This is a genomic window from Limnohabitans sp. JirII-29 (assembly GCF_003063395.1).
Classification (GTDB): domain Bacteria; phylum Pseudomonadota; class Gammaproteobacteria; order Burkholderiales; family Burkholderiaceae_C; genus Limnohabitans.
Map to the genome: position 1 here is coordinate 102,592 of NZ_NESB01000002.1, position 22,593 is coordinate 125,184.

The window sequence follows — 22,593 nt, forward strand, 5'->3', positions numbered from 1 at the left end:
AGCCAGATTCATCTAATTCATTCGATCTGTCGCCTTGGAGTCTTGTTGCTGGTCTCTATACTTCGTCTCACTCTAAAAAGCATACGTTCGACCATGACCAAAACCGAGCAACCAGGCCTTCACCACGCTGTTCCCGCACAGGGATATGCCGGTGATGTGTCGCCACAACTGGCCCACCAATGGGTGCTGTCGGGCGAGGCTGTGCTGGTGGATGTGCGCACCGACGCAGAACGCGAATGGGTGGGCTTTGTGCCGGGTGCGGTGCCCTTGGCCTGGAAGCAATGGCCGGGCATGGCCATGAACCCGCTGTTCGATGACGGTGTGCGTGCCGCAGCACAAGGCAAAAAAGTGCTGTTGCTGTGTCGCAGTGGCGTGCGTTCTATTGCTGCGGCCAAGCGCGCCACGGAACTTGGGGTGGAGGCCTACAACATTCTGGAAGGCTTCGAGGGCGACCCAGATGCGCACGCCCACCGTGGGCGCATAGGCGGCTGGCGCTTTCGCAACTTGCCCTGGCAGCAAAACTGAGTCGTGCAAACGCCATGACATTTCTCGCACTCGATGTCGGCAACACCCGACTGAAATGGGCCTTGTACGACAACCCGGCACCCGGGGCGCACTTGCTTGGGCACGGTGCCGTATTTTTAGAAAACATTGACCGCTTGTCAGATGAAGATTGGCGGCATTTGCCAGAACCCACCCATATGCTGGGCTGCATCGTGGCAGGTGAAGCCATTCGCCGTCGCGTGGAAGAGCAGTTGGAGTTGTGGGACTTCACGCCCCATTGGGCGGTGTCATCCTCTGCTGAAGCAGGAGTCACCAATGGGTATGACCATCCCACCCGTTTGGGGGCCGACCGGTGGGTGGCCATGATTGGTGCCCGCGCACGCATGTTGCGCCAATACCCTGACGCACCACCTCGACCCTTGGTGGTGGTGATGGTGGGCACGGCGGTGACGGTGGAGGCTATCGATGCCAGCGGCAAATTTTTGGGCGGCATCATTCTGCCCGGGCACGGCATCATGCTGCGTGCGCTGGAGTCGGGCACGGCGGGCTTGCGTGTTCCCACGGGCGATGTGACCGAGTTCCCCACCAACACCAGCGACGCACTCACCAGTGGTGGCACCTTTGCCATTGCGGGGGCGGTGGAACGCATGGTGCAGCATGTTCGTCAACACTGCGGTGCAGAACCGGTTTGTTACATGACGGGGGGCGCAGGCTGGAAAATGGCGCCCAGCATGTCGGTGCAGTTTGAGTTGATCGACAACCTTATTTTTGATGGCTTGCTTGAAATTGCACGCCATCGCTTGGGGCATCACCTCTGAATAGGCAATAGCCCTGCGTGGCAAATGGCTGGACGAGCGGCTAGACTGGCAGCATGAAAGTCCTTGATTCATTGGTCACACAAGCGGCCAGCATCAGCGCTCTGCGCCGCGACATCCACGCCCATCCCGAACTCAGCTTTGAGGAGTTGCGCACTGCCGATGTGGTGGCGCAAAAGCTCACCGAATGGGGCATCCCCATCCACCGTGGCATGGGCAAGACGGGCGTGGTCGGCATCCTCAAAAACGGCAGCAGCGAGCGCGCTATTGGGTTGCGCGCGGACATGGATGCCTTGCCCATGCAAGAGTTCAACCAGTTTGCCCACACCAGCCAGCATCCCGGCAAGATGCACGCCTGCGGCCACGACGGCCACGTGGCCATGCTGTTGGCGGCAGCGCAACATCTGTCGCAACACAAAAACTTTGATGGCACCGTGTATTTCATTTTCCAACCCGCAGAAGAGGGCGGTGGTGGGGCCCGTGAAATGATGCAAGACGGGTTGTTTGACGCATTCCCTATGCAGGCCGTGTTTGGCATGCACAACTGGCCGGGTTTGGCGGTGGGGCAGTTTGCTCTGAGCCCAGGGCCTGTCATGGCCTCCAGCAACGAATTCAAAATCACCATCCACGGCAAAGGCAGCCATGCCGCATTGCCACACAACGGTGTGGACCCGGTGCCTGTTGCGTGCCAAATGGTGCAGGCTTTTCAAACCATCATCAGCCGTAACAAAAAGCCTGTGGATGCGGGCGTGATTTCGGTCACCATGATCCACACCGGCGAAGCCACTAATGTGGTGCCCGACCACTGTGAAATGCAAGGCACCGTGCGCACCTTCAGCCTGGAAGTGCTAGACCTCATTGAGCAACGCATGCGCGACGTGGCCCAGCACACCTGTGCCGCCTTTGGGGCCACTTGCACGTTTGAGTTCGAGCGCAATTACCCGCCCACGGTGAACCATCCTGCGGAAACCGCTTTCGCGCAACAAGTGATGGCCGGCATCGTCGGTGAGTCGGGTGTGCTGGTGCAAGAGCCCACCATGGGGGCTGAAGACTTTTCGTACATGCTGCAAGCTGTGCCTGGCGCTTATTGCTTCATCGGCAATGGCGACGGCGTGCACCGCGAGATGGGCCATGGTGAAGGCCCATGCACCTTGCACAACCCCAACTACGATTTCAACGACGAACTCATCCCACTAGGCGGCACCTACTGGGTACGCCTCGTTGAACAGTGGCTGAGTTAATTGGGGTCAGAACCTAATTAATCTCAATAGGCTGCGAGCAACGCAGTCAAATGCTGCTTGTGCGCACCTGTCGCGTAGGGCAGCAACAAGCCCAGCACATGTTTGGCGCCTCTGAGCAACGACTTCTCTGCACTTTCGGGCTCCAGCGCGTGACGTGGATCGCGCACATATTCGTAGCTCAACCACCACGTGAGCATCACTACCATGTGGGTCGCCGTCACTTCGCGCTCTGACGCGTTCATCGACAGCGCTTTGGCATGCTCAAGGCCGTCCAGCACAGCGCGAAACGCGGTGGTCTTGTGCAGCAGTGCGTCTTTGATGTGCGTTTCTAAGCGTCGGTTTTTGCTGAGTAGGTCGTTCAGATCACGGTACAAAAAGCGGTATTGCCAGACCAATTCAAACAAGGTGTGCATGAAGAACCATGCGTCTTCTACATCGTGCACGCCGGGTGCAGCGCCTAGCAATTCTTGCAACGCTGACTCGTAGCGCATGAACAGCGCATTCACCAACTCCTCTTTGGCGGGGTAGTGGTAATACAGATTGCCGGGGCTGATGTTGAGTTCAGCCGAGATCAACGTGGTGGACACGTTGGGTTCGCCAAACCGGTTGAACAGCTCCAGCGTGACTTCTAAAATTCGCTCAGCGGTGCGGCGGGGCGCCTTCTTTGCCATGGTGAATGAAGGTCAGTGCCTGTATTACTTGGCCACTTTCTTTTTGGCCACAGCTTTTTTAGCTGGCGCTTTTTTGGCAACCGTCTTTTTCGCGGCTGGTTTGGCTGGTGTGCCCAATTGCTTTTCTAACTGGGCAATGCGTGCGTGCAAGGCTTGCAACTCGGCGGCAGAAGGAATGCCCAAGCGCGTTAACGCTTTGGCCACGCGGTCTTCAAAAATGTTTTCCAGCTTGTCCCATTGCCCTGTGGCACGCTCGTTGAACTGGTGCGCCACTTGCGTCACTTTTTGGGTGGCTTCAGCCAGCTTTTCCTCGGCGGTAATTTGCGCCTTGCGTTGCATGGTGATGCCGTCACTCACCAATTTTTCAAACGCTTTGGTGCCTTCTTGCTGCGCTTTAGAAAACGCGCCCAGGCCAGCCAACCAAATTTGCTGAGCTTGCTCTTTCACGTTATCGGTCATGGCGGCAGGGTCAAAGTGTGGTTTGGTAGACATGGGGTGCTTTCATCAAAATGGTTGGACAACTTTAACGTGAAGCCTCTCATTTGTCTAAATGCCAATCTTCACAATCGCTATATAGAATGATTTGATCGAAAGGCTCATCTCATGCAACAACTTCTCTCCAAGCTTATCCTCCTTGGCAGCATGGCCGTGTTGTCGTTGCAAGCACACGCACTTGACAGCACCACGCGCAACGCCAATTTGGTCACTATTGGGTTGCCTGCTTTCGCCGCAGGCATGAGTTTTTTGAATGACGACACAGCCGGTGTCGTGCAGTTGGTCAAGTCAGAGGTCGTGACCTTGGGCATTGTGGAGGTACTCAAGTCGACCACCCACGAAATGCGACCCAATGGCAAAGACGATAAAAGCTTTCCCTCTGGGCATGCGGCGGTGGCCTTTTCGGCCGCGCAGTACATGCAAATGAAAGGTGGCTGGGAATACGGTGTGCCCGCCTACTTGGCTGCCAGTTATGTGGCCTGGGCCCGGGTGGATGCGCGTGAGCACCACTGGCGCGATGTGGCTGCAGGTGCCGCCACAGGCATGTTGACGACCTATTACTTCACCGACGCCAACACTGGCCGTCGACTTGGCATGAGCTGGACCGGGCGCTCAGCCTCTTTGCAGTTTCAACAACCTTTGAACTGATCTGGCCATGGGATATTGGGCCCGCCGCTTACGCAGCTTTGGCTTTGCGGTGCAAGGCTTGCGCCTGCTGTTGACCACGCAGCCCCATGCGCGCATTCATGTGCTGGCCTCGGTGGTCGTGGTGTTGGCTGGTTTTTACTTTCAAGTCACGCGTTTGGAGTGGGTGGCCTTGTTGTTGGCGATGGCCATGGTGTGGGTGGCTGAGGCACTCAACACCGGCATTGAGTTGGCGGTCGATCTGGCGTCCCCTGAGTGGCATGCTTTGGCGGGCAAGGCCAAGGACGTGGCGGCGGCCGGTGTTTTATTGGCAAGTTTTGCGGCTTTTTTGATTGGGATGTTAATTTTTTTGCCAAAATTAACAAATACGGTTTAATTGAGCCCTCCGTGCTCAGGGTAAACTCTCATCAAAAGTAGAGAAATGACCATCACAGACATGTCCTCCTCCGCTTGGTACGCCGTCCACACCAAGCCGCGCCAAGAAGTTCGGGCCCTTGAAAACCTTGAAAACCAAGGCTTTGAGTGTTTTTTGCCGATCATGGAAGTTGAAAAAGTTCGTCGCCAAAAAGTGGCGCGCATCAGCGAGCCCATGTTCAGCCGCTACCTCTTCATTCGGCTCAATGACGTCAACCACAACTGGTCGCCCATTCGTTCCACCTTGGGCGTGAGCAAATTGGTGAGCTTCGGCCATGTGCCAGCCAAGGTGCCTGCGCAGTTCATCGACTTTCTGCGTGAGGCACCCCCCACCACCGTTGCGCGTTTGTTCGAGCCCGGAGATAACGTGCGCATTGCCTATGGGCCATTGGCCGGCTTAGAAGGCGTGTACCAAGCCCATGACGGCGAAACCCGCGCGTTTGTGTTGGTGGACTTGTTGGGGCAACCCCAAAAACTCAAACTCGCTATCGAATCATTGGCCGTCAGCCATTGAGTCCGCGCGTTCATTTTGTTCTTACATAATTGCCTCCTGTGAACAGCGCTTTACCCCACACTCCCATCCACCCCCCCCATCACGTTGCCATCATCATGGATGGCAATGGCCGTTGGGCCAAACAACGCCACATGCCGCGCACGGTGGGCCATGCCAGGGGGGCTGCCGGCGTTCGCGCACTGGTGCAAGCGTGTGTTGACCATGGCGTTGACTACCTCACTTTGTTTGCCTTCAGCACCGAAAACTGGGGACGACCCAGCGACGAGGTGTCTACCCTCATGGGGCTGTTCATTCAATACCTTGAAAAAGAAATGAAGGCCATGCAAGCCGAAGGCGTTCGTCTGCGGGTATTGGGTGACATCAGCGCCTTCCCCGCAGAGTTGCAACAACGCATCGAAGCGGCACAAAGCGCCACCGTTCATAACCATGCCATCACGCTCAACGTAGCCGCCAACTATGGTGGCCGTTGGGACATCGTGAACGCAGTGAAGTCTTGGGGGCAGGCCAACCCAGGTCTTTCAGTTCAAAGCATGACCGAGCAAGACTTGGCCCAACACCTCAGTACCTCTGGCATGCCTGAGGTGGACTTGCTCATCCGCACCGGTGGTGAGTCACGCATCAGCAATTTTTTGCTTTGGCAGGTGGCTTACGCGGAGCTGTATTTCACCGATGTGTTGTGGCCAGACTTCGATGAGAAACAACTCGACAAAGCGTTCACATGGTTTGGTAGCCGTGAGCGACGTTTTGGCACCGTGACTGCCTGAACCAGAACATGACATCACCACAAAAAATCTACGTTGCAGGGCATCGCGGCATGGTGGGTTCAGCCATCGTCCGTGCGCTCAAACAGCAAGGACACGCGCGCATCATCACCCGTACCCATGCAGAACTTGACCTGACGGACCAGGCTGCGGTGCGTGGTTTTTTCGAAAGCGAAAAGCCCGATCAGGTCTATCTTGCCGCCGCCAAAGTAGGCGGCATTCACGCCAACAATACGTTTCCCGCTGAGTTCATTTACCAAAACCTCATGATGGAAGCCAACGTCATTCATCAGGCATGGTGCGCTGGCGTCAAAAAGCTGTTGTTCTTGGGCTCTAGTTGCATTTACCCGCGCATGGCAGAGCAGCCCATGCGTGAAGACGCCTTGCTCACTGGCACCCTAGAGCCCACCAACGAGCCCTATGCCATTGCCAAAATCGCTGGCATCAAATTGTGTGAAAGCTACAACCGTCAATACGGCGCCAGTCACGGGGTCGACTACCGAAGCGTCATGCCCACCAACTTGTACGGTCCCGGTGACAACTACCATCCAGAAAACAGCCACGTCATACCTGCGCTTATTCGGCGTTTTCACGAGGCCAAGGTTCATCATGCACCCAGCGTCAGCATTTGGGGTACGGGCACACCGCGCCGTGAGTTTTTGTATGTAGACGATATGGCCGCTGCAAGTGTCCATGTCATGCAGCTTGATAAGCCTGTGTATGACCAACACACCCAGCCCATGCAAAGCCACATCAATGTAGGTAGCGGGGGGGATGTCACCATTGCTGAATTGGCACACGCCATTGGTCAAACGGTGGGCTATCAAGGGCACATCACATTTGACAGCACCAAACCCGATGGCGCTCCCCGAAAGTGGATGGACAGCCAAAAACTCAACGCTTTGGGCTGGACGCCTCAAGTCAATTTACACAACGGTCTTCAGTTCGCCTACCAAGATTTTTTGAGCAACGTATGACGCAATCACAACCCAAAGTCGCCCTCATCACCGGTATCACTGGCCAAGATGGTTCTTATTTGGCTGAGTTTCTTTTGGAAAAAGGCTACATCGTTCACGGTATCAAACGTCGCGCCAGTCTGTTCAACACACAGCGCGTGGACCACATCTACCAAGATCCACACGTCGACAACGCCAATTTCAAATTGCACTATGGCGACCTGAGCGACACCAGCAACCTCATTCGCATCGTGCAAGAAACCCAGCCGGATGAAATCTACAACTTGGGCGCACAAAGCCATGTGGCTGTGAGCTTTGAAAGTCCGGAGTACACCGCTGATGTCGATGGCATGGGCACGCTTCGTTTGCTAGAGGCCATTCGTATTTTGGGTTTGGAAAAGAAAACCCGCTTCTATCAAGCGTCCACTTCAGAGTTGTATGGCCTGGTGCAGGAAACACCACAAAAAGAAACCACGCCGTTCTACCCCCGTAGCCCCTACGCTGTGGCCAAGATGTATGCGTACTGGATCACGGTCAATTACCGCGAAGCCTATGGCATGTATGCCTGCAACGGCATCTTGTTCAACCACGAAAGCCCGCGCCGTGGCGAAACCTTTGTCACCCGCAAAATCACTCGTGGCTTGGCCAACATCGCCCAAGGCTTGGAACAGTGTTTGTACATGGGCAATTTAGATGCCTTGCGTGACTGGGGTCATGCCAAAGACTATGTGCGCATGCAATGGCTGATGTTGCAACAAGACACAGCGGAAGACTTTGTCATTGCCACGGGTGTGCAGCACAGCGTGCGTCAATTCATCGCATGGTCTGCGCAAGAGCTGGGCGTTACCCTCAAATTCGAAGGCGCTGGCGTCAACGAAACAGCGACGGTGATTGCCATTCAGGGCGATGATGCCCCTGGCTTGAAGGTGGGCGATGTGGTGGTCAAAATCGACCCGCGCTATTTCCGCCCCACCGAAGTCGAGACCTTGTTGGGTGACCCGAGCAAAGCCAAACAAAAGTTGGGTTGGACACCCGAGATCACCGTGCAAGACATGTGTGTTGAGATGGTGAAAACTGATCTTTCAGAAGCTAAAAGAATGGCCCTGCTTAAAAAGCATGGCTATGAGGTCAACATCAGCGCTGAATAGTGCTGTTCGGTCAAAAGTGTGGGGCGATATGTCGCCCTACAATAAGTTTCATCAAAATAAAACATATCGACGTCGTCGCATATGTGGCGGTAGCGTGTTTTAGAGGAAAGATTTTCCAATGAGTCTCTTGACATCTATGGCCAAAGCAAAACATGTGCTTTGGCTGGCGGTAGCGTGCTTGAACGGCGCTGTCATGGCGCAACAATTACCGCAAACTGCTGGGGCTGGTACTTCTACCGGTACTTCTGTTGGCACTGGCGCGGCAGGCTTTAGCATGGGGGCAATGACCACAGGTGGCGTTCCTTCTATACGCCAAATCGATCCCATCACACCTGCGCAAACTGCCCCCAACAATTTCCAAGCTGGTTTTTTCCCGCCCCCTGAGCCGCTGAAGCCCAATGACTTTCAGAAGTTTGTTTTGGAAACGGCGGGCTACAAGCTTCCCCTGTACGGGCAAGTCTTTTTTGAAAACTTGCAGTTTTCACAGCAACGCGCCCAGCAATTGCAACAGGCCCAGTCTGCAACTTCCCCTGTGGGGGCTGGTTTTGCGCCTATCGACAACGCACCCGTTAGCAATGACTACTTGTTAGGCCCCGGCGATCAAGTGCTGATTCGTGGTTGGGGTTCGTTAGACATGGATGTGCGTGCCTTGATTGATCGCAACGGCATGGTCAGCTTGCCTCGTGTGGGCGCGGTATCTTTGGCGGGCGTCAAGGCATCGCAAGCAGAAGGCGTGCTGCGTAACGCCGTAGGCAAGTTTTACAAAGACTTTCAGTTGAGCGTGACTTTGGGGCAGTTGCGTTCCATCACCGTGTATGTGGTGGGGCAGGCGCGTCGCCCGGGCAGCTACGCACTCAGCAGCGTATCGACGCTGGCCAGCGGTCTGCTTGCAACGGGTGGACCCAATGCCACGGGTTCTATGCGTCGGGTAGAACTCAAGCGTGCAGGTCAAGTGGTGGCTGAGTTTGACTTGTACAGTTTCCTGGCGCGTGGCGACAGTGCAGGCGACATCAAGTTGACCGATGGCGACGTCATCGTCATTCCGCCCGCTGTGGGTTATGTGGCTCTGTTGGGCAAAGTCAACAACCCGGCCGTGTATGAAATTAAGTCGGTCAACGAAACGCTCGACCAATTGCTGGCTGTTGCTGGTGGCCTGCCTGTGGTGGCCGACCCGCGGCGTGTCACCTTGGAGCGCCTGACACCCAGCAACAGTCAGCCGCGTAGCGTGCAAGACTTTGCGTTGAACGAACAAGGCCTGAAAACCCAACTTAAAAACGGTGACTTGCTCACCGTCTTGGCCATTTCTCCTGAACTGGGCAATGCGGTGACTTTGCGAGGTAACGTTGCGCAGCCTGTGCGCTTGGGTTTTCGTGATGGCATGCGTGTGCGTGACCTGATTCCCAACCGCGAAGCCTTGATCAGCCGCGATTCAGTGCGGCGTCAAAATGAGGTGTTGTTTGATGCCAGCCAGCGCGAACGCACACAACGTGACCGCGAAATGATTCCCGACGATTTGTTGGCAGACAAAGAGCTGGATGACCGCTTGATGCGAGACCCGCGTTACGTCACACGCAGTACTTCCAGCATGCCCAGTACGCAAGGCACAAAGCCTGGTGATTCGAATGCCAACCCATCCATGTCTGCCGATGTCGTGCGCAATAACCAGCGCAACAACAGACCCGATATCTACGACATTGAAAGTTACCGTGACCAACGACAAGCACGCTTGTTTGGGCAGCAAGCGCCGATACAAACGAAAGACAAAAACGAAGTGCCTTCAGTGGCTGAACTGATTGGCAACTTGTATGACGAAATCAACTGGGACTACGCTGTCATTGAACGCATCAACCGCAAAGATCTGAGTGTCAGCTTGCTCCCGTTCAACTTAGGGCGCGTGTTGAACGATGCGAAAGATCCTGACAACCACTTGCTTCAAGCGGGTGACGTGGTCACGGTGTTTTCCGTTAACGACATGCGGGTGCCCATTGCCAAACGTCGCATCATGGTGCGCATTGAGGGCGAGGTGGCCCAGCCTGGTATTTATCAGGCCAAGCCCGGAGAAAGCTTGAGCAGTGTGTTGCAGCGTGCCGGTGGTTTGACGCATGACGCCTATTTGTTTGGAACAGGCTTGTACCGAGAAGATGTGCGCAAAAGTCAAATTGATAATTTGCAAAAACTCATGCGCCGTCTAGAGTCTGAGTCAAGCGCACAAATTGCGCAACTCAGCCAAAGCATGGGTGCCAGCTCAGACGCTAACTTGGCGCAAACCCGTATGTTGGCAGCTCAAAACGCGCAACGCCAAGCACTGGAGCGTGTCAGGTCGGTGCGTCCCGAAGGCCGCATTGCCTTAGGCTTGGAGCCCGATGTGTACAACTACATCAACAAACTGCCAGACATTCGTGTGCAAAACGGAGATCGACTGGTCATTCCTAATCGCCCAGATTTTGTCTACATCTATGGCGCAGTCAACACCGAATCGGCCTTGATTTATCGTGCGGGGCAAACCGTGGCCGACTACCTCAAGCTCTCGGGTGTGGGGGTGGCGGCTGATCGAAATGCCGTGATTGTGGTGCGTGCCGATGGCTCTGCATTCACCAGCGACAACTCGTGGTTTGGCACTTCGGTCAACAACGTCAAGCTCATGCCCGGTGACGCCATTGTGGTGCCCGACAAAGTGGATATGGAGTCCACATGGAGCTCTGCCATTCGCAATACCAAAGACATCACCCAAATTTTCTACCAACTTGGCTTGGGTGCAGCTGGGTTGAAGGCCTTGGGTTATTAAGGATTGCAGATGTCTGAAATGAACCAAATTGCAACCAACCCCGCTGAGCCTGAAGATGACGAAATCAGCCTCATTGATCTCGCGATTGCTCTGGGCGAGGAAAAGAAAACGCTTTTTGCAGTGCCAGCCATTGCCACCGCGCTGGCGCTTGTGGTGAGCCTTTTGATGACACCTGTATTTACCGCAAAAACCATCATGATGCCGCCACAACAGCAGCAAAGCGGTGCGGCCTCAGCGTTAGCAAGCTTGGGTGGTTTGGCCGGCCTCGCAGGTGCCGCTGCGGGTATCAAAAGCCCTGATGAGATGTATGTGGCTTTCATGCAGAGTGAAAGTCTGCAAAATGCTGTGATCAAACGGTTGAATTTGCAAGAGCGATATGACGAGAAAACCCTGATGGATACCCGCAAAGAACTGAAAGAGAAAGTCAAAATCTCTCCAGATAAAAAATCTGGCCTCATCACCATTGAGGCGGATGACAAAGAGCCAGCTTTTGCGGCCCAGTTGGCCAATACTCACGTTGAAGAATTGCGCAACTTACTGAGCCGCTTGGCAGTCACTGATGCTCAGCAGCGGCGTGTGTTCTATGAGCAGCAAATCAAAAAAGTGCAACAAGAGCTGGTGGCTGCCGAACAAAACTTTAAACAAGCCAAAGAAAAATCGGGCATGCAAGTCACTGCCGTGCTGGCTGAGAGTGGTGTGCGCACCAGTGCTGAGTTGCGTGGGCAAATTGCTGCTCGTGAAGTGCAACTGCAAGCCATGAGTCGTTTTGCGACCCCGCAAAATCCAGACATGCAGCGTATCAGCAGCGAGTTGTCAGCCATGCGCGGTCAATTGACTAAATTAGAACAAGGTGGGGGTGGCGATGTGCAAGGGTCACCCAGCCAACAGCAGGCAGTAAAGTCTTACCGAGACGTCAAAGTGCAAGAGGCCATGCTGGAGGTGTTGATCAAGCAGTATGAGTTGGCTAGGGTCGATGAGGCCAAGGAGGGACCACTCTTGCAGCAAGTGGACGTGGCTACGGTGCCGGAGCGAAAAGCTAAGCCCAAGCGTGCCATGATTGTGTTGGTGTCTGCCTTTGTCGGTTTGTTTTTGGGTGTGTTGATCGCCTGTGTACGACGCGCTCTGCGCAAATCAAAAGAGTCTGGTGAATTGCAACTTTTATTGCTGAAGAAAGCTTGGGGCATAAGTCGCTCATGATATATGGGCAAGTCTTGATGTTGGGGTTTTGCGGGATCTTCACGAAAACCTATTCAAAAATCATCACGCTGTGACTGATTTTTTGTTTATGTCTTTATTCATAAAAAATTTAGAAAAATACTTAATTTTTTTGATCGACTGCGTGGTTTTAAGGCCAACGAGTATCAAGTCAACGTCAGTCAGGAATAACTCAATATGAAAATCGCCATCGCTGGCACTGGTTATGTAGGTCTCTCCAACGCGGTTCTTCTGGCTCAGCACAACGAGGTCGTCGCTCTGGATATCAATGCCGAGAAAGTTGATCTAATCAACCAAAGACTTTCGCCTATCGAAGACGTTGAGATTGCCGACTATCTGAAAAAGAGCCAATTGAACCTGCGCGCCACTACCGACAAACTGCAGTCCTATATCGGTGCCGACTTCGTCATCATCGCCACGCCCACTGACTATGACCCGCAGACAAACTACTTCAATACCAAGTCAATCGAGTCGGTAGTTACCGATGTCTTGGCGATAAATCCAAAAGCGGTCATGATTATCAAGTCCACAGTACCAGTAGGCTACACGACCAAACTGCGTCAGCAGTTCAACTGCGACAATATCATTTTCAGTCCTGAGTTTCTGCGTGAAGGTCGGGCCTTGTATGACAACCTACACCCGAGTCGCATTGTGGTGGGCGAACAGTCCGAGCGAGCCCAGACGTTTGCGAATCTACTTAAACAGGGAGCCATCAAGCAAGCGATTTCGGTGCTGCTTACAGGCAGCACCGAAGCCGAGGCCATCAAGCTCTTTGCCAATACGTATTTAGCCATGCGTGTGGCCTACTTCAACGAGCTGGACTCCTACGCAGCCAGCCACGGCTTGGATACCCGCCAGATCATTGATGGCGTGTGCCTGGATCCCCGCATTGGCAATCATTACAACAACCCAAGTTTTGGTTACGGCGGATACTGTCTACCGAAAGACACCAAGCAGATGCTCGCCAATTACCAGGATGTGCCGCAAAACCTGATTCGAGCCATTGTGGACAGCAACACCACCCGCAAGGACTTCGTAGCTTTCGACATCCTTAAGCGCAGTCCCAAGGTAGTTGGCATCTACCGCCTAGTCATGAAGGCTGGCAGCGACAACTTCAGATCCAGCAGTGTGCAAGGAGTTATGAAGCGGCTTAAGGCCAAGGGTGTGGAGGTGATTGTTTTTGAACCGACACTGAAAGAAAAAGAGTTCTTTAGGAGCCCTGTGATTCAACACATTGAAGCCTTCAAAGCACAAGCCGATGTGATTATTGCCAACCGTCATTCACCTGAACTGGTTGACGTGCAGACCAAGGTCTATACGCGCGACCTGTTTGGATCAGATAGCTAACAAAAAAACATGCGCCAATACGAAACCCGCAAAAAAATCCTTGTCACCGGCGGAGCCGGCTTTCTGGGCAGCCACCTGCTCGACCGCCTACTCGCGCGTGGAGATGAGGTCATTTGTGTTGACAATCTCTTCACTGGAACCAAGCGTAACATTGAACACCTTCTGGACCACAAGCACTTCGAGTTCATTCGACACGATGTGACCTTCCCGCTGTACCTTGAGGTGGACCAGATCTACAACTTGGCCTGCCCAGCAAGCCCAATTCATTACCAGCACGACCCGGTGCAGACCACTAAGACCAGCGTACACGGTGCCATCAATATGCTGGGTCTGGCCAAGCGTTTGGAGGCCCGTATATTTCAAGCGAGCACCAGCGAGGTTTATGGTGACCCTGACGTGCACCCACAAACAGAAGCCTACTGGGGCAACGTCAATCCCATTGGCGTGCGTAGCTGCTACGATGAGGGGAAGCGTTGTGCCGAGACGCTATTTTTTGACTACCACCGCCAGTATGGTTTAGATATTCGCGTGGCACGCATCTTCAACACCTACGGGCCGCGAATGCACCCTAACGATGGCCGGGTGGTCAGCAACTTTATTATGCAAGCCCTACAGGGCAAAGACATAACCATCTATGGCGACGGCAGCCAGACCCGCAGCTTTTGCTATGTAGATGATTTGATCGAGGGCTTCATCCGCTTCATGGACTTGCCCCGGGCAGAAAATGGTGATCCAGGTTTTCCTGGCCCCATTAACCTCGGCAACCCGGGCGAATTCACCATCAAGCAGCTGGCAGAAAAGGTCATAGACCTTACCGGCAGCGCATCTAAGCTGATCTACCAGTCACTCCCTTCAGATGACCCCACACAACGTAAGCCTGATATCAGCCGCGCTAGAAAATATCTAAATGATTGGCAACCTGCGGTGCAACTCAACGAGGGTCTTCAAAAGGCAATCTCGTATTTTGACGATCTACTTACAAAAACCTAAATCACATAGAAATCATGCCTAAAACTTAGATCGAGAAGCTGACATAAGAAAATCAGGCCAATATTGCAGAGGTTTACTAAAAATCGCAAATTAATACCATGTCCCAACAACATTTCCTGCCCTTCGCGCTGCCGGATATCGGCGAGGAAGAGATCAACGAGGTCGTCAACGCCATGCGTTCGGGCTGGGTCACCACCGGTCCCAAGACCAAGCAATTTGAAGCGGACTTCGCGCAGTGGCTGGGAGGTGGCGTGGAGGCCATCGCCGTCAACTCGGCGACCTCGGGCCTGCACCTCGCGCTGGAAGCGCTGGGGATTGGCCCCGGCGACGAGGTCATCACCACTGCTTACACCTTCACCGCATCGGCGGAGGTCATGCGCTACCTCGGTGCACATCCAGTGCTGGTGGACATCGACCCCAACACCTTAAACATCGATCCTGCGCGAATCGAAGCTGCGATCACGCCGCGCACCAAGGCGATCATGCCGGTGCACTTTGCCGGACTGGGCTGCGATATGCAGGCCATCCTCGCCATCGCGCGCAAGCACAACCTGAAGGTCGTCGAGGACGCCGCGCACGCACTGCCCACCCGGGTCGGTGGTGAACTGGTTGGCAAGCTCGCATCCGACGTGACCGTCTTCAGCTTCTACGCCACCAAAACCATCACCACAGGCGAAGGCGGCATGGTCGTCTGCCGCGATGCCGACATCGCCAAGCGCTGTCGCCTGATGCGACTGCACGGCATCAACCGCGACGCCTTCGATCGCTACACCTCCAACAAGCCGTCCTGGTACTACGAGATCGTCGCCCCCGGCTTCAAGTACAACCTGAGCGACGTCGCCTCGGCGATGGGCATCCATCAACTGCGTAAGGCCGACGTGTTCCAGCAGCAGCGCCAGCAGATGGCGGACCGCTACTCCTTCGAACTGGCCGACCTGCCCTTGCTGCTGCCTCCCGGCGCACCTGCCGGCGACCTGCACGCCTGGCACCTCTACGTGCTGCGCCTGAGTGATGCCGCCACCGTCAGCCGCGATGACTTCATCCAGGCCATGTTCGACCGCGGCATCGGCTGCAGCGTCCACTTCATCCCGCTGCACCTGCACCCGTACTGGCGCGACACTTACAAGCTCCAGCCAAGCGACTTCCCGAAGGCGCTCGACTCGTTCCAGCGCGCCATCAGCCTGCCGCTTTACACCAAGATGACGTCCGACGACCAGGCCCGCGTCATCGACGCCGTGCGCGCCATCCTGACCGGCAACTGAGCACATCCGCATGTCCGGCACCATTTCGTCACCCACGGCACTGACCGGCTGGCGCGTTCTCCGTGAGGATGCACTCCGCCACGACTTGGCCGACCTGACTGCATGCTGGCGCGCGCGCCGACCCTTCGTGCTGATGCCCGCTAAGACCGCTGTCGCCGATGATTGGCTGGCCCAGGCACTCTCGACACTGCCTGCGCAGGCCCTCGAAGGCCACTTCGCGATGCTGACGTCCGGCTCGTCGGGCGATCCCAAGCTCGTGCTGTGCGAGATGGTGCGGGCCGAGGCGCTGGCCCGCGCACTGCAAGTCGCGCAGAGCAACGCCGATGTGGACGCAGCGATCGTCACGCTGCCGCTGACCTACAGTTTCGCGTTCGTGAACCAGTGGGTGTGGTCCGAGGTGCATGGCCGTCCGCTGGTGCAGACCGCCGGCCTGGCAGACCCGGCCGACCTGCGTTGGGCGCTGCTGGAAGCGAAGCGGGCCATGCTGTGCCTGGTCGGCGTGCAGGTGCCGCTGCTGCTGCAGTATTTTGCCGGGCAGGCCTTCCCCGGCGTGTCGCGCATCCACTTCGCCGGCGGCCGCTTCCCACAAGAGCAGTTGCCGGCGCTCGCGGCCCTGTTCCCGAAGGCGCAGGTCTACAACAACTACGGCTGTGCCGAAGCCATGCCACGGCTGACCGTGCGGCCCGCCACCGCCAGCACCGACCCGGCCGACGTCGGCCCGGCACTGCCCGGCATCGAGATCCGCTCCGACGGCGAAGGCGCGCTCGTGTTCCGCAGCGCCTATGGCGCCGTAGGCATCGTCGAGCAGGGCCGCTTCTCGCCCATCGGCGCGGACACCTGGGTGCGCAGCGGCGATATGGCTGAGCCCACGCCCGAGGGGCACTGGCGCCTCACCGGCCGCCTGAGCGAAGTCTTCAAGCGGCACGGCGAGAAGATCTCGCTGCCCACCATCCTCGGCACTGTGGCCGCGGCGTGGCCCGGCCAGTTCGCCGCCTATCGCGAGGTCGATCGGCTCGGCGAAGACAGCTGGGTGCTGGCATTGGCGCCGCTGGCCGAGGACGCACAGGTGCGATCCATCCTGCTTGCCTTGCGCAAGCAGCACCCGCGCGCCCACTGGCCCCTGCGCATCGAGGGCCATGCCGCACTCCCCCTGCTGTCCAACGGCAAAGCCGACCTGCGCAGCCTGCCGCAACATCCCGGCGCCGCCATCCTCTGGCGTCAACCCATCTGAATCACAGGACCACAGTCTTCATGAAAAAGCTCCAACGCGTCATCGTCGATGTCTTTCTGCTCGCCCCCGAGGAATTCCGCCTGGACTTGACCCGCGAGGAGGTCGATACCTGGGACTCGCTGGGCGTTGTGTCCCTGGCCGTCGGCATCCAGGAAGCCTTCGGCTACCACTTCACGCCGGACGAGGCGACCGGCCTGACCAGCGTGCAGGACATCGTCGACATCCTGCGCGCCAAGGGCATCGAACTGAATGATTGAGCTGCCGCCACGGCTGCCACTTGCCGAGGCCCTGCCCCGCATCGGCGGCCGGATCTGCCTGTGGACCAGTCCCTCCGTGCGTGCCTGGGCCGAGTTGCACCTGCCCTGGTCGGCCCAGGACGCACCCACGCATGACGCCGACTGGCTTGTCGTCGCCGGTGGCGGCCGGATGATCGACCAGGCCAAGGCCCTGAAGCTGGCACATCCCGACCTGCACCTGGCCGTCGCGCCTTCGCTATGGGGTAGCGGGGCGGAAGCCTCGCCGGTGGTGGTGCTGGACGACGCCGGGGTCAAGAACATCCACATCGACGCCGCATCGATGCCGGAACTGATCATCGACGTGCCCGAGTTCGCGGCCTCGGTGCCCGCCGACCGTGCCCGGCTGGCATGTGGTGATGCCTGGTCCCACGCGCTCGAAGGCTGGCTGTCACCGCTGGCATCCGACACGCTGCGAACCGACCTCGGCCAGGTCATCCGCGCGATGAGCGGGCTGCCGCTGGCGCCGGATGCGCGCTGGTTCCAACTCAGCGCTCTCGCCTGCGCTGGCCAGGCCAAGTCCAGCGTCGGACTCATCCACGGCATCGCCCACGAACTAGAAGCACCGCTGCAGGCCGCCGACCAGCACGGCCCCTGGCACCACGCACGGCTGTGCTCGCTCTACCTGTTGCCGGTGATGCGCTACAACGCCTCGCGCTCCGAGAAGCTGACCATATTTGCCGAACAGTTCGGCGTGGACCTAGCCCCGGTATGGCAGCGCCTGGCGGAACTGCACGACCATGCCGCCTACCGGGCCACGCTGCCCGCGCTGCAGGAGCACTGGCGCAAGGTGCTGCGCAACCCCTGCAGCCGTACCAACTCGGCGCTGGTCAATGCGCAGGCGCTGGACTTTTTGCTGGCCTTCGAGGCGACGTGACATGACCGCGCTTTTGAACGAACCACCGTTCTCACCTCGCGATGCCGCCGCGTTCGCGGCGGCCATGGACGCGCTGACGCTGGAGCACCTCGCGGGCTGCCCCGCCTACGCACGCGCCTGGCCGCAATCGCAGCCCGGCGGCGCGCTGGAAGACCTGCCCTACCTGCACGTCTCTGCCTTCAAGCACTACGTGTGGCGCACCGATGGCCCCGAGCTGAAGCATCAGCGACTGCTGCGCAGTTCGTCGACGTCCGGCGCCAACGCCAGCCAGATCTCGCTGGACACCCGCAGCGGCGAACTGCAAGCGGCGTCCAGCGCCGCCATCCTGCGCGACATGGTCGGCTCCGAGTTGCGGCCGCTGATCGTCATCGACAGCGTCAAGTCGCTGCAGCGCCGCGGAGAAGTCAGCGCGCGCATCGCCGCGGCCATGAGCCTCAAGCCGCTGTCGGCCGAAATCCATTTCGCGCTTGACGATGCCGACGCGCCCGACAGCACGCGCTGGGACCGCATCGCCGAGTTGGCCGAGCAGCACGCGAGCCTGCTCGTGTACGGCTTCACCTGGATCCTCTGGCAAGCCTGGGCTGACCGCGCCATCCCCGATCACGCCCGTGCAGCCCTGGCGCGCTGCAAGGTGCATTTCGTGCACAGCGGCGGCTGGAAGAAGCTTGAACAGATCCGCGTCGACCGCCAGACCTTCGACAGCGCGCTGCTGCGCCATGTGGCGCCCGGCTCCGAGGTGTGGGACTACTACGGCCTCGTCGAGCAGGTGGGCGTCATCTTCCCGTTGTGCCCGCACGGCTTCCGCCATGTGCCACGCTGGGCCCACGCCATCGTCCGTGATCCGTGGACCATGGCCGCGCTGCCCGACAGCCCCGGCCAGCTGCAACTGATGAATCTGCTGGCACACGGCGCGCCGTACCACAACGTGCTGACCGAGGACATGGCCCGCCTAGTGCCGGGCGACTGCGCCTGCGGCCGCCAGGGCCAGCGCTTTGAGCTCATCGGCCGGGTGCCCAAGTCCGAAGTGCGCGGCTGCGCCAACCAGTGACCGCGCCATGCTGACCTTCTTCGAAACTCCCCAGGCAGCCCAGGCCGTCGCGCTGAATTTCGACCTGACCCGGCGCCTGGACGACTGGACGTCGTTCCGCAAGGTGATGGCATCGCGCGTGCCCGACGCCTTCACGCGTGACGAGTGGGCCTACCTCATCACCTTCCTCGACGGCGACCATCTGCAGGCCATCTTCACGCAGACCTTCGGGCGCCGCCTCTACGCGCCCGGGCTCCGCCGCATCGAGGCGCTGTTCCGCGCCCGGCCACGCGTCTCCGTCTGGCTGCCCAACAACGTGAGCCTGCTGGGCCCTCTGGTGCTGATCATGATCTCGCTGGGGGGGGGCGCCATCACGCTGAAAGCCGGCTCGCGCTCGGAGGATCTCTGCCAGGCCTTCCTCGACTATTGCCGCGTGCATCTGCCCGAAAGCGAGCTGCGCACCTATCTGTCGAAACAGGTCGACGTGCAGCGGTTCAGCCGCGAGTCGCCGGCCAATCGCGAACTCGCCCAGGCCGATGTGCGCATCGTCTTCGGCTCGGACGCCGCCGTGGCCGCCATCGACGCGCTTCCCCACCCAGCCGGCAGCGTGCTGGTGCCGTTCGCCGACCATCAGTCGGAGGCCTGGGCCGAAGTCGCTGCGCTGAACGATGCCGCGCTGCTGCAGCTGATCAAGGTCTTCGCGATCTACGGCACCGCAGGATGCACGTCGCCGCGGCGCTTGCGCCTCATCGATGCCAGCGAGGCCGACTGCGAGACCGTGCGCCAGCGCCTCGCCGCACTCTGGCCCACCGCACAGCGTCAGGACGTCGCGATGAACGTCGCATCGCAAAACGTCGCGTCGCGCCAGGTGCTGGCGGCGCTGGGCTGGGCGGCAGAACTCGCGCCCCGCAACGCCGCCGTGCTGGCCACTGGCCATGCTGGCCTGCCCGAGGCGACCGGCGCCATGACACTGTCCATCGTGCCGTGCCAGCGCGATGACCTGGGCCAGGTGCTGCCCGCCAACATCCAGACCGTCGGGCACGTGCTGGTCGAGCCGCAATCCCCGGCCTGGCTGGAGCTGCTCGCCCCCACCGCTGTCAAGCGCTTCGTGCCGGTGGCCGCGATGCACCATTTCTCGCCGGTCTGGGACGGCGGCAATTTCTGGCGCTCGCTGTTCGAACAGGTAGACATCGCCTCATGATTGATCGCCACGATTTCAACTCGGACTGGTGGGGTCGCTCTGTCGGCATCATCCAGGACGACCAATGGTTCGACCTCCCACCCAGCCAGCAGCGGGCCGAGCTAGCGCCTTATGCGTGGGTGGAGTTCAAGTCGCCGCTGCCAGTGATTGAACCATCCCGCTATACCTCCGCCGGCTTCCGGCTGACCGATACGCAGATCGCCTTCCGCATCGCGCTGGACAAGATCGAGGAGACCGCGTCCATGCTGAAGCTCGACTGCGTGGCCGCGTCAACCAAGCCCTTCCAGCTCGATGCCGCGTCGATGTCCGACTTCCAGCACGAGCGCTTCGCCCACCTGTACGGTGTCTCGTCCGACCGCATCACCAGCCGCTTCGCTACATGGGCCGGCCAGCTCTTGAAAGCTCACCCGGACTGGGCGCTCGAAGTCTCCTACGAAGGGCAAACCCAGGGCTGGTTCGTCGCCGAACCCACCGGCAAAGGCCTTTACTTAGCCCTCGCCATGCTCGCCCGGGGCGCAACGCTGTCGGGCGCCAGCCTGTACCGCAAGGCGCTCCATCACTTCGCGGTCCAGGGCCAGCGCATCGGCCACGCTGGCTTCAGCGCCAGCAATACGGCCGTGCTCAACATCTATTCACAACTCGGCGCGCGCTTCACGGCGGCCCAGGGCATCTGGCTCTGGCAGGCCGACAACCCATCTTCATGATCAAGCGCCTTTTCGACATCCTGCTGGCCGCTGTTGCCTGCGCGATCCTGCTCGTCTTCTTTATCCCTTTCGCGATTCTCATCAAGCTAGATAGCCCCGGCCCCATCTTCTTCAGGCAGCAGCGGCTGGGCCGGCTGGGCTACACGATCAACGTGCTGAAACTACGCACTATGCACGTCAACGCTGAGGCCATCTTCAACGCCGACGGCTCCCGGTATGTAGGCCAGCGTGACCCGCGCATCACTCGCATGGGATATTTCCTGCGCACCGGTTTTGACGAACTAACCCAGGTTTACAACGTGCTGCTTGGTGAGATGAGCTTCATCGGCCCGCGGCCCGACGACCTTTTCTCGGTCCACAACCTCGAAGGTACCGAGTGGCTGAAGCTCAGCGTGCGCCCTGGCATCACAGGCCTGGCGCAGCTGACGGGCCGTAACGACCTACCCTGGAAGGAGCGCCTCCAGTACGACGTCTACTACGCGAAGAACCGCACCCTGATGCTCGATCTGCGCATCACCGCCCGCACGCTGGGCGTGCTGTTCAAACGCGAAAATCCGCAGCCGCTCGTCGCGCGCGACGTGATTAACGCCTTCTTCGCACGTCCTGAACTCAAGGCCGAGGCGGCCCAGCTACAGGCCATGGTGATGCAACGTCGACCTAGAGATCCTCGAAACCAGGTGGCCTGATCCATGGACTCCCGGTTCACCATTCTCGTCAACTCGTCCGACGGCTTCACCGACTGCTGGGGGCCGTTCTTCAAGCTGCTACAGCGCTACTGGCCTGGTTGCCAGTCGCGCATCCTGCTGAACACCGAGACGCACGACTACCAGCACCCTGAACTGCCCGTCGTCGCCACCAAGGTCCAGGGCGACTCCCCGCGCCGTCTGACTTGGAGCGAATGCCTTTCCGCCGCGCTCGACCAGGTGCAGACCCCGCTGATCCTGTACTTCCAGGAGGACTACTTCATCCGCCGCGCCGTGCAGGCCGGCAAAGTGGAGGCAGCCCTCGAGCACATGCTGGCCCACCCGGAGGTCAAGCACATCGCGCTCACCGGCATCGGCAGCCAGCCCCCGTTCGAGCCCTACGTCGACACTCGCTTCCAGAAGATCCGCCGCCGCGCCCGCTACCGAATCTCGACCCAGGCCGCGCTGTGGCGTGTAGAGACACTGAAGTCCTATCTGGTGGCCGAAGAGAACGGCTGGATGTTCGAAATCTATGGCACCTGGCGTGCACGTAAGCGAGACGAACTATTTCTCTGCGCTGACTACAGTGACGCAAGTGGCGGCCCGGCCATCGAGTACCTGCATACCGGCATCGTCAAAGGCCAGTGGTTGCAAGAGATTCAGGACGACTTTGAAGCCAACGACATCGACATCGACTTCGGTAAGCGAGGCTTCTACCAACCCAAGAACGTCCTGCGCCGAAAGATTGAGACCGGGATGCGGCTGCTGGAGCGGCCAGGCTACCTACTGAAACAACTGATGTGACGGACCCGGC

24 protein-coding genes are annotated in these 22,593 nt (G+C 58.3%); 22 read left to right on the top strand and 2 right to left on the bottom strand.

Features of this window, described 5'->3' with window-relative positions:
- Positions 1-93: 93 nt before the first annotated feature.
- The 3 genes from B9Z39_RS03220 to B9Z39_RS03230 are packed head-to-tail and all read left to right on the top strand — an operon-like array spanning position 94 to position 2,560.
- Positions 94-525 (top strand): rhodanese-like domain-containing protein, encoded by a 432-nt coding sequence (locus B9Z39_RS03220; RefSeq protein ID WP_100147511.1) that lies wholly within the window; start codon positions 94-96, stop codon positions 523-525.
- 14 nt (positions 526-539) lie between these two features.
- Positions 540-1,322 (top strand): type III pantothenate kinase, encoded by a 783-nt coding sequence (locus tag B9Z39_RS03225; protein WP_100147512.1) that lies wholly within the window; start codon positions 540-542, stop codon positions 1,320-1,322.
- Between the two features lie 53 nt (positions 1,323-1,375).
- Entirely contained in the window at positions 1,376-2,560 is a 1,185-nt protein-coding gene (locus B9Z39_RS03230) for a M20 aminoacylase family protein (protein WP_108300682.1), read from the top strand.
- A gap of 23 nt (positions 2,561-2,583) precedes the next feature.
- Here the strand turns inward: B9Z39_RS03230 and B9Z39_RS03235 are convergent, their stop codons facing one another.
- Together B9Z39_RS03235 and B9Z39_RS03240 are read right to left on the bottom strand one after the other, a co-directional pair.
- A complete protein-coding gene (locus B9Z39_RS03235; RefSeq protein WP_108300683.1) occupies positions 2,584-3,231 on the bottom strand; it encodes a TetR/AcrR family transcriptional regulator in 648 nt (215 codons plus the stop codon).
- 24 nt (positions 3,232-3,255) lie between these two features.
- Positions 3,256-3,723 carry a phasin family protein gene (locus B9Z39_RS03240; protein WP_100147515.1) on the bottom strand — a complete coding sequence of 156 codons (468 nt, stop codon included), beginning with the start codon at positions 3,721-3,723 and terminating at the stop codon, positions 3,256-3,258.
- Positions 3,724-3,834: 111 nt separating this feature from the next.
- Here B9Z39_RS03240 and B9Z39_RS03245 point away from each other — a divergent pair, with 111 nt between their 5' ends.
- The 19 genes from B9Z39_RS03245 (at position 3,835) to B9Z39_RS03335 (ending at position 22,583) form a co-directional block, all read left to right on the top strand.
- On the top strand, positions 3,835-4,374 hold the full coding sequence (locus B9Z39_RS03245) for a phosphatase PAP2 family protein (protein WP_100147516.1): 540 nt from the start codon (positions 3,835-3,837) through the stop codon (positions 4,372-4,374).
- 7 nt (positions 4,375-4,381) lie between these two features.
- Positions 4,382-4,747: a diacylglycerol kinase family protein gene (locus B9Z39_RS03250; protein WP_108300684.1), complete on the top strand. Its 366-nt coding sequence runs from the start codon at positions 4,382-4,384 to the stop codon at positions 4,745-4,747.
- A 45-nt stretch (positions 4,748-4,792) separates the two neighbouring features.
- The gene (gene rfaH, locus B9Z39_RS03255; RefSeq protein WP_108300685.1) at positions 4,793-5,299 is read left to right on the top strand and encodes a transcription/translation regulatory transformer protein RfaH; all 507 of its coding nucleotides are present in this window, start codon (positions 4,793-4,795) and stop codon (positions 5,297-5,299) included.
- Between the two features lie 29 nt (positions 5,300-5,328).
- Complete coding sequence (uppS, locus tag B9Z39_RS03260; RefSeq protein ID WP_255416776.1) at positions 5,329-6,063, top strand: polyprenyl diphosphate synthase; 735 nt, start codon at positions 5,329-5,331, stop codon at positions 6,061-6,063.
- An 8-nt stretch (positions 6,064-6,071) separates the two neighbouring features.
- Entirely contained in the window at positions 6,072-7,037 is a 966-nt protein-coding gene (locus tag B9Z39_RS03265; protein ID WP_108300686.1) for a GDP-L-fucose synthase, read from the top strand.
- Positions 7,034-8,164, top strand: coding sequence for a GDP-mannose 4,6-dehydratase (gene gmd, locus B9Z39_RS03270; RefSeq protein WP_108300687.1), 1,131 nt, complete (start codon positions 7,034-7,036; stop codon positions 8,162-8,164). Before B9Z39_RS03265 ends, gmd begins: the two co-directional genes overlap by 4 nt.
- 136 nt (positions 8,165-8,300) lie before the next feature.
- Positions 8,301-10,949 carry an SLBB domain-containing protein gene (locus tag B9Z39_RS03275; RefSeq protein ID WP_158269443.1) on the top strand — a complete coding sequence of 883 codons (2,649 nt, stop codon included), beginning with the start codon at positions 8,301-8,303 and terminating at the stop codon, positions 10,947-10,949.
- A 9-nt stretch (positions 10,950-10,958) separates the two neighbouring features.
- Positions 10,959-12,146 (top strand): Wzz/FepE/Etk N-terminal domain-containing protein, encoded by a 1,188-nt coding sequence (locus tag B9Z39_RS03280; protein WP_108300689.1) that lies wholly within the window; start codon positions 10,959-10,961, stop codon positions 12,144-12,146.
- A 195-nt stretch (positions 12,147-12,341) separates the two neighbouring features.
- Complete coding sequence (locus B9Z39_RS03285) at positions 12,342-13,511, top strand: nucleotide sugar dehydrogenase (protein ID WP_108300690.1); 1,170 nt, start codon at positions 12,342-12,344, stop codon at positions 13,509-13,511.
- Positions 13,512-13,520: 9 nt separating this feature from the next.
- On the top strand, positions 13,521-14,501 hold the full coding sequence (locus B9Z39_RS03290) for a UDP-glucuronic acid decarboxylase family protein (RefSeq protein ID WP_108300691.1): 981 nt from the start codon (positions 13,521-13,523) through the stop codon (positions 14,499-14,501).
- Positions 14,502-14,599: 98 nt separating this feature from the next.
- Positions 14,600-15,763, top strand: coding sequence for a DegT/DnrJ/EryC1/StrS aminotransferase family protein (locus B9Z39_RS03295; protein ID WP_108300692.1), 1,164 nt, complete (start codon positions 14,600-14,602; stop codon positions 15,761-15,763).
- A gap of 10 nt (positions 15,764-15,773) precedes the next feature.
- Positions 15,774-16,994, top strand: a complete 1,221-nt coding sequence (locus B9Z39_RS03300) for a class I adenylate-forming enzyme family protein (protein ID WP_108300693.1) — start codon at positions 15,774-15,776, stop codon at positions 16,992-16,994.
- 20 nt (positions 16,995-17,014) lie between these two features.
- Positions 17,015-17,251, top strand: coding sequence for an acyl carrier protein (locus tag B9Z39_RS03305; RefSeq protein WP_108300694.1), 237 nt, complete (start codon positions 17,015-17,017; stop codon positions 17,249-17,251).
- Positions 17,244-18,164, top strand: coding sequence for an iron-containing alcohol dehydrogenase (locus tag B9Z39_RS03310; RefSeq protein ID WP_108300695.1), 921 nt, complete (start codon positions 17,244-17,246; stop codon positions 18,162-18,164). The genes B9Z39_RS03305 and B9Z39_RS03310 overlap by 8 nt, the downstream gene beginning before the upstream one ends.
- Before the next feature lies 1 nt (position 18,165).
- Positions 18,166-19,212, top strand: coding sequence for a hypothetical protein (locus tag B9Z39_RS03315; protein WP_158269444.1), 1,047 nt, complete (start codon positions 18,166-18,168; stop codon positions 19,210-19,212).
- A gap of 7 nt (positions 19,213-19,219) precedes the next feature.
- Positions 19,220-20,392 (top strand): acyl-CoA reductase, encoded by a 1,173-nt coding sequence (locus tag B9Z39_RS03320; protein WP_108300697.1) that lies wholly within the window; start codon positions 19,220-19,222, stop codon positions 20,390-20,392.
- On the top strand, positions 20,389-21,096 hold the full coding sequence (locus tag B9Z39_RS03325) for a hypothetical protein (RefSeq protein WP_108300698.1): 708 nt from the start codon (positions 20,389-20,391) through the stop codon (positions 21,094-21,096). Before B9Z39_RS03320 ends, B9Z39_RS03325 begins: the two co-directional genes overlap by 4 nt.
- Positions 21,093-21,782: a sugar transferase gene (locus tag B9Z39_RS03330; RefSeq protein WP_108300699.1), complete on the top strand. Its 690-nt coding sequence runs from the start codon at positions 21,093-21,095 to the stop codon at positions 21,780-21,782. The genes B9Z39_RS03325 and B9Z39_RS03330 overlap by 4 nt, the downstream gene beginning before the upstream one ends.
- Before the next feature lie 3 nt (positions 21,783-21,785).
- Positions 21,786-22,583, top strand: a complete 798-nt coding sequence (locus B9Z39_RS03335; RefSeq protein ID WP_108300700.1) for a hypothetical protein — start codon at positions 21,786-21,788, stop codon at positions 22,581-22,583.
- Positions 22,584-22,593 lie beyond the last annotated feature (10 nt).

Coding starts and splice junctions, on each gene's coding strand:
- B9Z39_RS03295 (WP_108300692.1), top strand. CDS start 14,600: ATGTCCCAACAACATTTCCTGCCCTTCGCGCTGCCGGATATCGGCGAG.
- rfaH (WP_108300685.1), top strand. CDS start 4,793: ATGACCATCACAGACATGTCCTCCTCCGCTTGGTACGCCGTCCACACC.
- B9Z39_RS03300 (WP_108300693.1), top strand. CDS start 15,774: ATGTCCGGCACCATTTCGTCACCCACGGCACTGACCGGCTGGCGCGTT.
- B9Z39_RS03250 (WP_108300684.1), top strand. CDS start 4,382: ATGGGATATTGGGCCCGCCGCTTACGCAGCTTTGGCTTTGCGGTGCAA.
- B9Z39_RS03220 (WP_100147511.1), top strand. CDS start 94: ATGACCAAAACCGAGCAACCAGGCCTTCACCACGCTGTTCCCGCACAG.
- B9Z39_RS03290 (WP_108300691.1), top strand. CDS start 13,521: ATGCGCCAATACGAAACCCGCAAAAAAATCCTTGTCACCGGCGGAGCC.
- B9Z39_RS03335 (WP_108300700.1), top strand. CDS start 21,786: ATGGACTCCCGGTTCACCATTCTCGTCAACTCGTCCGACGGCTTCACC.
- B9Z39_RS03330 (WP_108300699.1), top strand. CDS start 21,093: ATGATCAAGCGCCTTTTCGACATCCTGCTGGCCGCTGTTGCCTGCGCG.
- B9Z39_RS03230 (WP_108300682.1), top strand. CDS start 1,376: ATGAAAGTCCTTGATTCATTGGTCACACAAGCGGCCAGCATCAGCGCT.
- B9Z39_RS03265 (WP_108300686.1), top strand. CDS start 6,072: ATGACATCACCACAAAAAATCTACGTTGCAGGGCATCGCGGCATGGTG.
- B9Z39_RS03285 (WP_108300690.1), top strand. CDS start 12,342: ATGAAAATCGCCATCGCTGGCACTGGTTATGTAGGTCTCTCCAACGCG.
- B9Z39_RS03240 (WP_100147515.1), bottom strand. CDS start 3,723: ATGTCTACCAAACCACACTTTGACCCTGCCGCCATGACCGATAACGTG.
- gmd (WP_108300687.1), top strand. CDS start 7,034: ATGACGCAATCACAACCCAAAGTCGCCCTCATCACCGGTATCACTGGC.
- B9Z39_RS03280 (WP_108300689.1), top strand. CDS start 10,959: ATGTCTGAAATGAACCAAATTGCAACCAACCCCGCTGAGCCTGAAGAT.
- B9Z39_RS03310 (WP_108300695.1), top strand. CDS start 17,244: ATGATTGAGCTGCCGCCACGGCTGCCACTTGCCGAGGCCCTGCCCCGC.
- B9Z39_RS03235 (WP_108300683.1), bottom strand. CDS start 3,231: ATGGCAAAGAAGGCGCCCCGCCGCACCGCTGAGCGAATTTTAGAAGTC.
- B9Z39_RS03245 (WP_100147516.1), top strand. CDS start 3,835: ATGCAACAACTTCTCTCCAAGCTTATCCTCCTTGGCAGCATGGCCGTG.
- B9Z39_RS03325 (WP_108300698.1), top strand. CDS start 20,389: ATGATTGATCGCCACGATTTCAACTCGGACTGGTGGGGTCGCTCTGTC.
- B9Z39_RS03320 (WP_108300697.1), top strand. CDS start 19,220: ATGCTGACCTTCTTCGAAACTCCCCAGGCAGCCCAGGCCGTCGCGCTG.
- B9Z39_RS03305 (WP_108300694.1), top strand. CDS start 17,015: ATGAAAAAGCTCCAACGCGTCATCGTCGATGTCTTTCTGCTCGCCCCC.
- B9Z39_RS03225 (WP_100147512.1), top strand. CDS start 540: ATGACATTTCTCGCACTCGATGTCGGCAACACCCGACTGAAATGGGCC.
- B9Z39_RS03275 (WP_158269443.1), top strand. CDS start 8,301: ATGGCCAAAGCAAAACATGTGCTTTGGCTGGCGGTAGCGTGCTTGAAC.
- B9Z39_RS03315 (WP_158269444.1), top strand. CDS start 18,166: ATGACCGCGCTTTTGAACGAACCACCGTTCTCACCTCGCGATGCCGCC.